At 40.1% G+C, this 13,506-nt stretch carries 10 protein-coding genes and 1 pseudogene; 7 read left to right on the top strand and 4 right to left on the bottom strand.

The features are described 5' to 3' along the window. The first annotated feature begins 589 nt into the window (after positions 1-589). Both rne and EGC86_RS05345 read left to right on the top strand, forming a co-directional pair. Entirely contained in the window at positions 590-3,964 is a 3,375-nt protein-coding gene (rne, locus tag EGC86_RS05340; RefSeq protein WP_123776881.1) for a ribonuclease E, read from the top strand. 234 nt (positions 3,965-4,198) lie between these two features. Further along, positions 4,199-4,826, top strand: a pseudogene (locus EGC86_RS05345) (STAS domain-containing protein). 397 nt (positions 4,827-5,223) lie between these two features. Here the strand turns inward: EGC86_RS05345 and EGC86_RS05350 are convergent. Further along, the gene (locus EGC86_RS05350) at positions 5,224-6,141 is read right to left on the bottom strand and encodes a bifunctional methionine sulfoxide reductase B/A protein (protein WP_123776882.1); all 918 of its coding nucleotides are present in this window, start codon (positions 6,139-6,141) and stop codon (positions 5,224-5,226) included. A 162-nt stretch (positions 6,142-6,303) separates the two neighbouring features. On the opposite strand from EGC86_RS05350, the gene EGC86_RS05355 reads away from it, so the two are divergent. After that, the gene (locus EGC86_RS05355; RefSeq protein ID WP_123776883.1) at positions 6,304-7,143 is read left to right on the top strand and encodes an isopenicillin N synthase family dioxygenase; all 840 of its coding nucleotides are present in this window, start codon (positions 6,304-6,306) and stop codon (positions 7,141-7,143) included. A gap of 130 nt (positions 7,144-7,273) precedes the next feature. Then, positions 7,274-8,215, top strand: a complete 942-nt coding sequence (ylqF, locus tag EGC86_RS05360; protein WP_011636959.1) for a ribosome biogenesis GTPase YlqF — start codon at positions 7,274-7,276, stop codon at positions 8,213-8,215. Positions 8,216-8,366: 151 nt separating this feature from the next. On the opposite strand, the gene EGC86_RS05365 is transcribed toward ylqF, so the two are convergent. Together EGC86_RS05365 and EGC86_RS05370 are read right to left on the bottom strand one after the other, a co-directional pair. Next, positions 8,367-8,852: a low molecular weight protein-tyrosine-phosphatase gene (locus tag EGC86_RS05365; RefSeq protein WP_123776884.1), complete on the bottom strand. Its 486-nt coding sequence runs from the start codon at positions 8,850-8,852 to the stop codon at positions 8,367-8,369. A gap of 168 nt (positions 8,853-9,020) precedes the next feature. Further along, positions 9,021-9,869 carry a DNA ligase gene (locus tag EGC86_RS05370; protein WP_123776885.1) on the bottom strand — a complete coding sequence of 283 codons (849 nt, stop codon included), beginning with the start codon at positions 9,867-9,869 and terminating at the stop codon, positions 9,021-9,023. A gap of 409 nt (positions 9,870-10,278) precedes the next feature. Here EGC86_RS05370 and EGC86_RS05375 point away from each other — a divergent pair, with 409 nt between their 5' ends. After that, a complete protein-coding gene (locus EGC86_RS05375; RefSeq protein ID WP_102036658.1) occupies positions 10,279-10,650 on the top strand; it encodes a diacylglycerol kinase in 372 nt (123 codons plus the stop codon). A gap of 17 nt (positions 10,651-10,667) precedes the next feature. On the opposite strand, the gene hdfR is transcribed toward EGC86_RS05375, so the two are convergent. Continuing rightward, entirely contained in the window at positions 10,668-11,522 is an 855-nt protein-coding gene (gene hdfR / locus EGC86_RS05380) for an HTH-type transcriptional regulator HdfR (protein WP_123776886.1), read from the bottom strand. 108 nt (positions 11,523-11,630) lie between these two features. Here hdfR and EGC86_RS05385 point away from each other — a divergent pair, with 108 nt between their 5' ends. Together EGC86_RS05385 and EGC86_RS05390 are read left to right on the top strand one after the other, a co-directional pair. Beyond that, positions 11,631-12,059, top strand: coding sequence for a MaoP family protein (locus EGC86_RS05385; protein ID WP_011636954.1), 429 nt, complete (start codon positions 11,631-11,633; stop codon positions 12,057-12,059). Between the two features lie 446 nt (positions 12,060-12,505). Continuing rightward, positions 12,506-13,417: a porin family protein gene (locus tag EGC86_RS05390; RefSeq protein WP_011636953.1), complete on the top strand. Its 912-nt coding sequence runs from the start codon at positions 12,506-12,508 to the stop codon at positions 13,415-13,417. Positions 13,418-13,506: the final 89 nt, after the last annotated feature.

Here is a 13,506-nt window from a genome sequence, read left to right on the forward strand (position 1 = left end):
ATCTTGTAAATGATTGGCTATTGCCGCATCAGACTTGAAATAAATACATGAAAGAATATGGGCTTTTGATTGCTGAAAATAACGTTTGTTGCTATATTTGCCCACAGGTTGAGAGTAAACAGTGGATAAAGTGTTCACAACTTTCACCAAATGCGAAACACTAGCAGTTAGAAAAATGAACCTAATCGGTAGCAACTCATTGATTTGCAAATTGTATTAATTAAAAAACGACAAAAACCGTTTGTGCAATTAAACCGTAAGTTTTGAATAAAGATTTCAATTTAACTGTAGTAAATCGCCCCAAATTCGAACAACATTTTAGCTTGTTATCAAACAAACCGATTCGACTTGGGCATTAACGGATTAAAATACCATAATTTATGGGGTTGGTTGTTAGTCAACCAATTCCTTGTTTTTGTAAACATTAGAAAATAAGCCATAAATAGGATGCGACACGCAGTGATTGCGTTTTACAGTAATGAGCACCTAATTGCCTGGATCTAGCCGTGAGGTTATACCGATTAATTCAGGCCCGTAATGCAGAAAAATCGTGTTGTTTGATGACCTCATTTAGAAGAATCACGTCATCATGAAACGTATGTTAATTAATGCAACTCAATCAGAAGAGTTGCGCGTAGCCCTAGTAGATGGGCAAGAACTGTATGATTTAGACATTGAAAGTCCTGGTCACGAACAGAAAAAATCAAATATCTATAAAGGTAAAATCACTCGAGTAGAACCGTCACTTGAAGCTGCATTTGTTGATTACGGTGCAGATCGTCACGGTTTTTTACCTCTCAAAGAAATTGGTCGAGAATACTTCCCAAAAGGTTATTCATTCCAAGGCCGTCCAAACATTAAAGAAGTGTTACAAGAAGGCCAAGAGGTCATCGTTCAGATAGATAAAGAAGAACGAGGCAACAAAGGCGCTGCACTAACTACTTTTATTAGTCTTGCTGGATCTTATTTAGTCTTAATGCCAAATAACCCTCGTGCTGGCGGTATTTCTCGTCGTATCGAAGGTGATGAACGTACAGAACTAAAAGAAGCAATGGCTGAGTTAGAAGTACCTAATGGTATGGGCTTGATTGTGCGTACTGCTGGTGTTGGTAAAGAATCAACAGAGCTAAAGTGGGACTTAAAAGTACTACAACATCATTGGGATGCTATTCAAGAAGCTGCTCAAAGTAAAGCTGCACCATTCTTAATCCACCAAGAAAGTAACGTGATTGTTCGCGCTATTCGTGACTATTTACGTCGTGATGTAGGCGAAATCCTTATCGATCACCCACGTATTTTCGAAGAAGCTAAATTGCATATTGGTTTAGTGCGTCCTGATTTTGTTGAACGTGTAAAGCTATATGACTCAGAAGTACCACTGTTTACTCACTTCCAAATAGAGTCTCAAATTGAGTCAGCGTTCCAACGCGAAGTGCGTTTACCTTCAGGTGGATCAATTGTAATTGACCCAACAGAAGCATTAACGTCTATCGATATCAACTCAGCCCGTGCAACTAAAGGCGGCGACATTGAAGAAACTGCACTAAACACTAACCTTGAAGCTGCTGATGAAATTGCTCGTCAATTACGTCTTCGTGATTTAGGTGGTTTAGTGGTTATCGACTTTATCGATATGACACCTGTTCGTCATCAGCGTGAAGTTGAAAATCGTTTACGTGATGCAGTACATCATGACCGTGCTCGTGTGCAATTAGGTCGTATTTCTCGATTTGGTTTGATGGAAATGTCGCGTCAGCGTCTACGTCCATCGCTAGAAGAGTCTGCCGCTCATTTGTGCCCTCGTTGTCATGGTCAAGGCACTATTCGTAGTACCGAATCTTTAGCATTATCGATTTTACGATTAATGGAAGAAGAAGCCATTAAAGAAAACACCACACAAATCGAAGCGATTGTGCCTGTTGATGTTGCTGCGTTCTTACTAAACGAAAAACGTAAAGCGATTCGTATTACAGAAGAGCGTCACCAAGTTGAAGTGTACATCATTCCAGATGCACACATGCAAACACCAGATTACCGTGTAGTGCGTCGTAAGAGTGATGATGAAGTCAGTGAATCTAGCTATAAGCGAGTAGAACAGCCTGCCGCAAAATTGTATGAGCCTCGCAAGCTTGAGCGTGCAGCATCTCCTGAACCTGCATTAAAAGGCTTCGCAGCGCCACAAAAAGCAGCTGAAGATACAGTAAAAGCAACACCAGTAAATGTCGCTCCTGTGGCAACGTCTAATCAGCCAAGTTTATTCACTCGAATGATCTCTGCCATTAGCGCTTTATTTTCTGGTAGTGAAGCTGAGGTTAAAGAGACTAAAGCGGCAGTATCAACTAAAGAATCGACTCAAACTAACACTCGTCGTAACACCCGTCGTAATGACACTCGTAACGACAGCGCTAACCGTAATGACAAACGCAATGACAGTCGCCGTCAGCGTAATGACAGCGACAAATCGAAAGACGGCACAGAAGCTCGTCCTCAGAATAAGCGTAATGAACGTAATAGCAGAAATACAGTTCAAGATGACAACACCAAAAACAAACCGAGAACTGAGAAAGTTGACAAGCCATTAGATGTCAATGAAACCAAAGCAACAGATGCTAAAGTAGCCGAAGTTAAAGTCGCTACAGAGAAGTCTCCAAAACAAGAAGCTGCTCGTGAGCGTCGCCAACGTCGTAATTTACGTCGTAAAGTGCGTATTGAAAACGAACAGAGTGAAGCATTACCAACAACCGATGTTAATGATAATAAATCAACTGAGCAATCAGTTGAGGTAATGACATCAGAACCTAAAGCGGTAGAGTCAAAAGTAGCTGAAGATAAAACATCAGAAACGAGAGCGCCACGCAGTCGTCGTCAACCTCGTAAAGAAAAGACTGAACAGGCGGTTGAAGCACCAGCAGAAAATGGAACAGAGCAAGCAACTGATCCAGTTACTGAAGTAGCAAATGTTACCAGTAATGCTGCTCCAGTTGAAACTGACGCTACTGCCGTGGTTGAAGTAAAAGCAGAAACAACTCAAGCAGATATTGATACTGTCACTAAAACGGTAGTTGCTAGCACTGACGTTGCAGCTGAAACTGATGAGTCAAGCACGAGCGCTGAAGATGCTACAACAGACAGCGAAGCTGAAGGCCGTGAAGGTCAACGTCGTAGTCGTCGTAGTCCTCGTCACTTACGTGCAGCAGGTCAACGTCGTCGTCGTGATGATGAAACAGGCTCTACACAACCAGCTGTTTTCACTCCTAATGATGAGTTAGAGAAGCAATTAGACGCAGAGCAAGCTAGAACTCAAGCACCAGATACTGTAACTGAGGCTATTGTTGAATCCGTTACTAAACCTGCTGAAACGGTTAGCACGGTTGTTGAAACCGCTACTAAGCCGGTTGAAGTAGTTAAAACTGAAGTTAACAAGGCTGATGCAGCACCCGTTAATGTTGAAGAAACTGAAACGCCAGTAGAAATAAAGGAAGCACCTCAAGCAGTAAAAGCACCTGAGGCCCCTGAACCTAAAGCTGAAGTAGAAGTTGCTAAAACAACGGTTGATGTTGAAGCTAAACAAACCACTGTGGCAAATACCGCAGTTGTTGAAGCTGAAAAAGCTGCAGCGTTAACTAGCAAGCAAGATAAAACGGTTGCGGCCAATTCATCTGCACCTATGGCTAAGCCTGCTGCAATTGTGCGTCAAGCTAAACCTGAAGTCGTAAAAGAAGTCGCGGCGACAATAGCAGAGACTGTTTCTACTGAAGCAGCGCCATCAACCAAAGCCCCTGTAAAGGTAAGTCGCTTTGGTTCTATGGTGTCATCTGACACGACTAAACCTACAGTAGATGTCCGTGAGCAGAAAGCGGTACCTCAAGGACGCACTTACGAAGCTCAAGCGACTGACAGCAAGGCTCCGAAAGTAGCGAAGAATAACAGTGCATCTGCTGATATGACTCGCCCTGGAGAGTAAACTTAATAAAGGGCTAACTTCGCCCCATTATTTATAAAGCCATGCTTAGCATGGCTTTTTTATTGGAAATATTAATATAAAACTTAACATTTAGTGTCATTGAATCGATGTCACGATCATTCAACGGTTAATTTTTTGTGTTAAAGCAAACATCCTTTTTATTAACTTAAATACAAAACCAGAGGTTAAATGTTCGATCTCATTCGCCATTAAACAAGTTATAGTAAAGCCGATATTTTATCTGGATTAATCGTGATACTCGCCCTTATCCCTGAAGCTGTTGCCTTTGCATTCGTCGCCCATGTTGAACCTATGGTAGGACTATACGCAGCCTTCATTATGGGTTTAAGCATCGCATTGGTGGACGACCGGGGATTATTTCCGGCGCTACAGGTGCTATGGCAGTAGTAATGGAGTCACTAGTGATTGAACACGCTATAACCGTATTTACCGATCTGGCTTTTGCTGTGTTTGTTGGTGTTATCGTATCTGCTTTGGTGTTTACATGGGAACATGCAAAACACATCAACATTGACATAAGTGAAGATACAAATGGTTAGAAAATATATCGCTTAAATGGGCCATTATTCTTTGGCTCAGTTGCTAACTTCCTTGAATTATTTGATGTTGGATATGATAACTAAGATGTGATTATTGATTTTCAAAATTCACGAGTAGCAGATCAATCAACATTAGAGGCTATCGATACTTTAGCTAAACGTTATGTGGCTGCGGGAAAATGTCTGCATTTACGTCACTTAAGTCAAGATTGTAAAGCCCTACTCCTAAAGCACGTGATCTGGTTGAAGTTTACCTTATTGAAGATCTGCACAACAAAGTGACCGACGATAAATTAGGCTAAACGGACATAATACCAATTCCAATAATTATCTGGTCATTCAGCGGGAGTTCTGCGCCTTCTAGGCAAGTAATAGGTTTGTAGACATAGTTGTTCTCGGCAACAGCTCCTGCGTTACTCTACCTCCTGCGTCCTTGCAGTCGTACGTCAATTAGCAGCATAGAAGATACAGAAACCCGCCCTGCTGGAGCTACTACTCAGGCTTTCCATTTCTTTGTTGCATTGTTTTACAAGGGAACAACCATTCTTTCAACAATGCGCCTCAAACTGGAAAACCTGAGTGGCTCTGATTAAGCACATAATTAATGGAATTGGTATAATAAAAAAAAGGGGTGAATGAATATTCAACCACCCCCTTTTTTATCATGTTTAGCCCTAACACAAGAGCAAAAAATTTAGTTTACACTTTACGTTTATCTGCAAATTTACTCATCACTTTGTCAAATTTTGGCTTCACCACAAGTTGGCAATATGGTTGCTGACCGTGTTTAGCAAAGTAATCATCATGGTAATTTTCAGCGGGATAGAAAGTGTCAAACGCGCTTATTTCGGTCACAATAGGTCTAGGCCATACTTGCTGCAGAGTTAAGGTATTGATGAATTTATTGGCGGCATCAGCTTGTTCACTATTATGAACAAAAATTGCCGAACGGTATTGCGGGCCTTTGTCATTGCCCTGCTGATTCAGTGTTGTCGGGTCATGGCTTTCAAATAATACACTGAGCAGAGTGTCGTATTGAATTACAGCGGGATCGAACTCAATATGAATGACTTCTGCGTGCGCGGTTTTACCAGAACACACAGCATCATAATTTGCATCTTTAGCGTCACCGCCACAATAACCTGATTTAACACTGTGCACGCCTTTAAGTTGAGCAAAAATAGCCTCTACACACCAAAAGCACCCGGCTCCAAAAGTAGCCTTTTGGTAAGAAGTTTTAGCAGAACTTGATTGTGCTAATTCATCACGGGATTTAAAAATCATCGATACTGAATTAACACAATGACGAACATTATTATCTGTTAAATGCTCCCCTTCAAACACATGGCCTAAATGACCGCCACATTGTGCACAGGTAATTTCGGTTCGATGTCCATCGGCATCAGGAGTATGTTCTACTGCTCCCTTAATTTCATCATCAAATGCAGGCCAGCCACAATGGGCATTAAACTTATGCTCACTCTTATATAGAGGTGCATGGCACTTTTTACATAAATAAACGCCTTGTGCATCATGATCAACATATTCACCGCTGAAAGGCCGTTCAGTACCTTTTTGTTCAATAACATATTTTTCAAATTCGGTTAAATCATTCATTGTCGGCTCTCATTGAGTTGTTTGTCGCAGATATTAACAAAGGATACGTGAGATCTGCGGCATCAGTTCAACCAATACAACATGAAGACACGCAAAGAATTGCGACAAAGTGTGACTAAGGTTACCATTAGCAGTGGGTCAACACACTAATAAGAAAATATAATGAAACTAAATACAATTGATTACTTAGCACCAGATAGCGCTGAGCGCTTTGTTGAATCACTTCGTGAAACAGGTTTTGGGGTACTATCGAATCACCCTATTCAAAAGCAACTTGTCGAAGATATTTATAAAGAGTGGTACAACTTCTTTCAGTCTGAACAAAAACATGACTTTTTGTTCAAGTCTGAAACACACGATGGATTTTTCCCTGCATCGATTTCTGAAACAGCCAAAGGTAACAATGTAAAAGATATCAAAGAATATTATCATGTGTATCCTTGGGGCCGTATTCCTGATTCACTTAAAGCCAATATTCTTGCATATTATGAACATGCCAACACCCTAGCAGCGGAATTACTCAGTTGGATTGAAAAATATACACCGGCAGATGTTGCGGAAAAATATTCTATTCCATTACCAGACATGATTGCTCAAAGCCAACAAACCTTGTTGCGGATTTTACATTATCCACCAATGAAAGGTGATGAAGAAATGGGCGCTATCCGTGCAGCAGCGCATGAGGACATTAACCTCATCACTATATTACCCGCAGCAAATGAACCTGGATTACAAGTGAAAACTAAAACAGGTGAATGGATTGACGTACCTAGCGATTTTGGCAGTATCATTATTAACATCGGTGACATGCTGCAAGAAGCATCTGGTGGTTATTTCCCTTCAACTTCACACAGGGTAATCAATCCTGAAGGGACAGACAAAACCAAATCACGGATTTCATTACCGCTGTTTTTGCACCCTAATCCAGAAGTAGTACTATCAGAGCGTTATACCGCAGACAGCTATTTACAGGAAAGATTACGTGAATTAGGCGTTATTTAAACATTAATGCTTCATTTAACAATGATACTAAGCGCCTTCGGGCGCTTTTTTTATGCATTTAATCTGCTAACGAGGTAGAATATCACTTTTGTATTTATTGTATTTACTCTCCGGTTTATAAGGCAACATCATGGCAATTCAGTGGTATCCAGGACACATGCACAAAGCACGTAAAGAGATCGAGGAGGCAATGCCTCAAGTGGATCTCGTTATTGAAGTGCTCGATGCACGTATTCCATACAGCAGTGAAAATCCGATGGTGTCACAACTACGTGGTGATAAACCCTGCATTAAATTACTGAATAAATCTGATTTAGCCGATCCTAAGGTTACCGCCCAATGGATTGAATACCTAGAACGTGAACAAGGCGTTCAGGCATCAGCAATCACAAGTTTACAACCCAGTATGGTAAAAAGCATTCCTGATCTTTGCCGTAAACTGGTGCCACACCGTGACATCATGGAAAAAGACATCCGCACCATGATCATGGGTATTCCTAACGTCGGTAAATCTACAATTATTAATACCTTAGCGGGTCGCACTATAGCTAAAACGGGTAATGAACCAGCAGTCACAAGACGTCAGCAACGTATTAACTTACGTAACGGAATCGTACTATCGGATACTCCAGGCATTTTATGGCCAAAAGTGGACAATGAAGCCAGTAGCTATCGCCTTGCTGTCACCGGTGCAATTAAAGATACCGCTATGGAATACGAAGATGTGGCAATGTTTGCTGCTGGCTATTTCCTTGAAGCCTATCCTGACGAAATTTGTGAACGTTATAAACTTCAATCGCTACCAGCCAGTGATATCGAATTACTCGAAGCTATCAGTCGTTCTCGCGGAGCACTTCGCCCTGGCGCCCGAGTTGATTACCATAAAGTATCTGAACTATTACTACATGAATACCGCTCAGGGAAAATCGGACTTTTAAGCCTTGAAACTCCAGCGATGGCTGAAGTAGAAAAAGAGGAAGTTGCACGTAAATTAGCAGAGAAAGAACTCATTAAACAGCAGAAAATAGAGCAAGAGAAACTTAAACGCTCCGGTAAACGTTATAACGATTAAGCCGAACAAAGTCTAGGTCGTCAACATCAATGACGGCCTAGCACTTATCATTCAGAGTGACCTATCATACGAAGTAGCCTGAATAAAGTAATCATAATTAAGTCGCCTAGATAAGTAGCTTAGTTAAATCCCTTAGTTAATTGATTATATTTCAACGATTAGCTAGTTTAATCGCCAATGCAGCTAAACTGCCTTCAAGTAAATCGATAACCATCTCAAATCCTCTTTCACCACCATAATATGGGTCAGGCACTTCTTCGACTAACGAATCACCATAGCTTAATATCAACTGTAATTTATATCGTAAATGGGCAGGACACCTGTCTTTCAAATCAGTTAAATTGGCAAAGTCTGCCGCTAAAATTAAATCGAATCGTTCAAAGTCAGCGTCGATAACCTGCCGAGCTTTCATACCTGAAAAATCAAGTCCGCGCTTGTTGCCAGCAATAATACTGCGACTGTCCGGAGCATGCCCTTGATGATAGGCAATAGTCCCTGCAGAATCGATGTCGAGTTGAAGCGAGTGACGTTTCATTTGTTGCCTAAACACTGCCTCTGCCGTCGGCGAGCGGCAAATATTACCCATACAGACAAACAACACCGAGCGAACATTTAAAAGATATTTATCATCGATCATTGATAACCGCCATTATCACCAGTTTTATGTCATCACTTAATCATATTGCCGATACCTAAACTGGGGTTATGATCATTACCAATTGTAGTTCTACATTTAGTTTTACATTTAGTTTTACCATTAATTATACAATGATACGCAACGCAACATGCCAGCAATTTTGAAGCGTTATTGCGGGGATCTTTGTCGCAGAAAAGTAGCAAATCTTGGCGTCCCTTTTTGAGTTAAGCCTAAATATTGATAAGTAATGGTAGAACCGACTAAAGGTGGATTTTCTCGTTGTTTATCGCTTAAACCACTGCCGATATTAAACACTATCCCCGCAGGTGTTTTTACAATTAACGCACCTAGCTTACCTCGATACTTACCCTTACCTTCTGTATGACCAATCACTACAGCTTCAGCGTCATATTTGGGTTTGAGCTTAACAATATACTCACTGCGGCCGACTGCATAATGCGCTTGCTGATAATGTAACATCAATCCTTCACCACCAGCATTAACGATGGAATCAAGCAATGTAAACAGAGCTTCAGTTGAAGCCACTGGCTCCTGCTTAATGACCTGTAAATGTATGGAGGCCGTTTGTTCTGCCAACATTTTCATCGCTAAGTAGCGTTCAATAAAAGGGCCTGAATGCCGCGGTAAATCAAACATCATAAACTTAACTTCCTGCCACTCTTTATCAGGTACTTGCTGACGTCGAACCAATGCTGAAATATCTTCGAAACGGTTATGACCTAACCAAAGTTCACCATCAATGGCAGTATCAGGAAAACCAAGGGTAAACGACGGAGGTAATGCCACTTTTCGGCCACTGCGAGTCAGCATGTTACTGCCATCCCAGTAGCCTCGAACACCATCAAGCTTCTCGCTGACTAAGTATTCAGTGACATCTATATCTTGTTGATATTTTGTTGCCAACTGAATAGGAGGTATTGATAACACTTCACTCTTTATCGTAAAACAATGCAGTGAAATAATGACCAAAATAAAAAGATACGGTAGCTTACGCATATGCAATCCTTGCTAAAAGTTAAATCCATTTAGTGTTTTTTCATTTTCGTTCAAAAGTTTATTTCAATATCTCGATGATTGTACTCTCTCGGCATCGAGCCACTTCCAAGTAAAACCTCTAAAATACTGCTATAACGCCTATCATCTGTGGATGAATACGACTTTCACCTGTTTAAATGATTCTCAACCCTCTACAGTGTTAGGTGAGCGTAGTACAAACAGAATAATTATCCATTCATTGGTAGGGCTTATATTGATATAAATCGCTGCATAATGAGGGCATATACCATCACAACAATAAATATTTGTTTTGTTCTACAGCACATCATAAGACCTAAATTACTGCTGGAAGCATATGAACGGAATGTTACAATCTACGGAATTAACATCAATAAAGATAATGAATAAAATGAAACCAGAGAACAATCATGGTCTAAAACGCGTGTTTCGAGCGACAGGGTTTTCTATGCAAGGTCTAAAGTCAGCGTGGAAAAATGAAGCGGCATTTAGACAAGAAACCGTGCTTGCTTGCCTAATGTTACCCATTGCTCTGCTACTCAATATAAGTAGTACTGAACGTATTTTGCTTATCATGACAGTATTAATTGTATTGATTGTAGAATTGCTGAACTCCGCTATTGAAGCGGTAGTTGATCGGGTTGGTGATGAGATCCACCCACTTAGTGGTCAGGCAAAAGACATTGCTTCTGCAGCAGTCTTTCTCAGTTTAATATTATGTGCAATCACTTGGGGCATCGTTATTTGGCCATTACTGTTTTAATAACGGCCAGACGAATATCATTCAGTGTGCTTATCGGTTGTCAGAATTGAAATGGCTTGTTCAATATAAGCAAGTCTTTCATTTTCAGCCCAATAAGCAGCATACACATGTCTATGGATACATTTTGCATCATCCACGACATATAAGCTCCCGTTATCTAAATAAGGCTTTATGAGTGCTTCAGGCAAAAATGCACATCCACCGTTATTAAGTATAAAGTCCAATGCCATACGAGCAGAACTAGTGTGTAATACCGGCAAAGGCAACATGGTAAAATCTTGGGCATGAGTGATATTAAAGGCGGTACCCCAGTCTACTTTTATATAAGGTAAAGTAGGTGTTTGTGTAAGCTTAACGCCTGCTTGTTTGGATACTAAATACAATTTTACTTCAGCAAGCTTAACTAATATGACTCCATCAAGCTTTGGAGGGTCAAAAGTAATCGCAATATCTAAAGTTCGTTCAATAAGTTGGCGAGTCATCACCGTTGCAGGTAATACATCAGTTCTTAAAGCCACCCCTTCTAAGCCTAAATGTAATGGCTGCAAGAAACCTTGTAAAAAAGCATCCCAAATATTATCGCCAGCCGACAACGCTAACTGAGCACTGTGTTGCTGATTTAAAATAATATCTTGTTTTGCCCTTTCCCAAGCATTAAGCACTGCCTCAGCATGGCCGAGCATTCTTTCACCTGCAGGTGTTGGTTGAATATTATTACGTAAGCGTTCAAATAACTCTAAACCCAAAATATTTTCTAACTGCTTTATCCTAAAACTGACAGCACTTCGAGTGAGGTATAGATTTTCAGCCGCCTTACCAAAGTGCCGAGTACGGGACACTTCTAAGAATGTTTTTAATAAATCTGTATCCATAAAAATTCTTTACCATTAAGGACAAAATATTTTGATTTAAAAAATGATAATACTAGCCAATACTCCTGTTGCAAATCTTTATATCTCATAATCTAGAAGGTATTAGCCATGTCTCAGCAATCATTTATCAATGCAAAACAAGGTATTGATGCTAACACCAATGGTCATAGCAACAGTTTTCAATCTACTAAACGCTTCTATGATGACGTGAATTTCCCAAAGGGATTTAAACGTTGTGGTGATTTTACCAATAAAGAAGCTGAGTTGCTTGAACAACACGGTCAAGCAATGAAAAATTTAGCCAATGGTTCGCAGTTACCTTGTAATGTTGACGAAGACCAATTTGTTAACGTTTTACAGGGGAAAAAACCTGCATCAACTCCAATGGAGTTATTGTGGTCTAAATATTGTCGTCTGGCAAAAGGCAAACCATTTTATGCTGTTGTTGGGACAATTCATGCACCTGCAAGCTCTAAAGTTGAAATTGAATTTGACGATGTAGAAGAAGATGCTTCAGACACCGATGAGTCAGAGTAAACCATCTTTTAACTGCTAAAGTCGCCGCCCACAGAATTTAACACTCCTGTAACACAAATGATAAAAGTAGAGTCAACTTCCCGCTCTACTTTTTCGTTTTGTCACATATTTGTCACCCACCGCAATTCCGCCAATGCTCTGGCGCCTTTATACATAGCGACTCTTCACTAAAATGGTTGTTTTTACACCGTAGAGGTCAAGCTATTAACGAAAACTTGATTTAGCGCAATAATCCTATACAAATACTTCACAATTAGTAACAAAGTGTTAGTATATGCACTGAACAGTTTGTCGTTTTTATTTTAACTTAATGTTTATGACTGCGCATTTTGATAACCCTTATTTTGGATATCTGCGTTGAATAGATTAGGTATTAAATTCGACAAAAGCATCATATGAAGACGCATATCCTGTGATATAGAAAAAATAATAAATGCGGAGTTTCAATGATAAGAACTTTTTTTTGTATAGTGTTATTGATATTAGGTACTCGAACTGCCTCGGCAGAGACGAACCTATCAACTAACGACTCAACAGTCTCCGACAAATATACTCTTGATGTCGGTATGTTTTATGCTAACTCCGATTCAAACTTCATCGTTACAAACCCTAAAACAGGTGGAACATTCCCAGTAGATTTTGAAGATGAACTTCTACTTGCTGAAGAGCAATACTTACCCTACTTTGAATTCACATTCTCTTTCAACCAACGCCATAATATTTATATTGATTGGAAGTCGTTAGATCGCAAAGCCGACACAGAAACGGTATCACAAGATTTTATTCTTGAAGATATTGATGGAAAAGACTACCTGATTGAAACTGGCGCTAAACTGAATACCGAACTTAATATTGATATTCTGCGAATTGGTTATGGTTATGACATTTGGCAAGGAACTCATTACGCTGTTGGAGTATCCGTTGGTATACATACCATGTTTATCGAAACCGCTTTTAAAGGCACTATCGGTATTTGTGTCCCAGATTCAACCTTAACCAGTTTATGCAGCAATGCAGTTGCCACACCAGAAGTTATCGACGACACTCTAACGGCACCTCTTCCAGACATTGGTCTTTACGGCTCCTACGAGTTTTATCCTGGTTGGACATTTGATGCTCACGCCCAGTATTTTGCTATCAAATATGATGATGTAGATGGATCACTGATCGATATCCGCTTAGGTGTTGAAGCTAAAATTTGTGATAATTGGTCATTAAAACTGGCTTACAACTATTATGATGTCGATGTCACTATCGAAAAAACACGTAATGTCGGTAATATTGAGCAACGTACCTTTGATTACAACATAAACTACAGCTTTACTGGCCCAATGTTTGCGGTCTCTTACGTTTTTTAATATGATTCAAGTCACTAAAAAAGCATCTTCGGATGCTTTTTTGTTATTTGTATCACTATAATATCATGGTGCAAAACCTGCTATTATTG

This window comes from Shewanella frigidimarina (assembly GCF_003797125.1).
GTDB classification, from domain to species: domain Bacteria; phylum Pseudomonadota; class Gammaproteobacteria; order Enterobacterales; family Shewanellaceae; genus Shewanella; species Shewanella frigidimarina.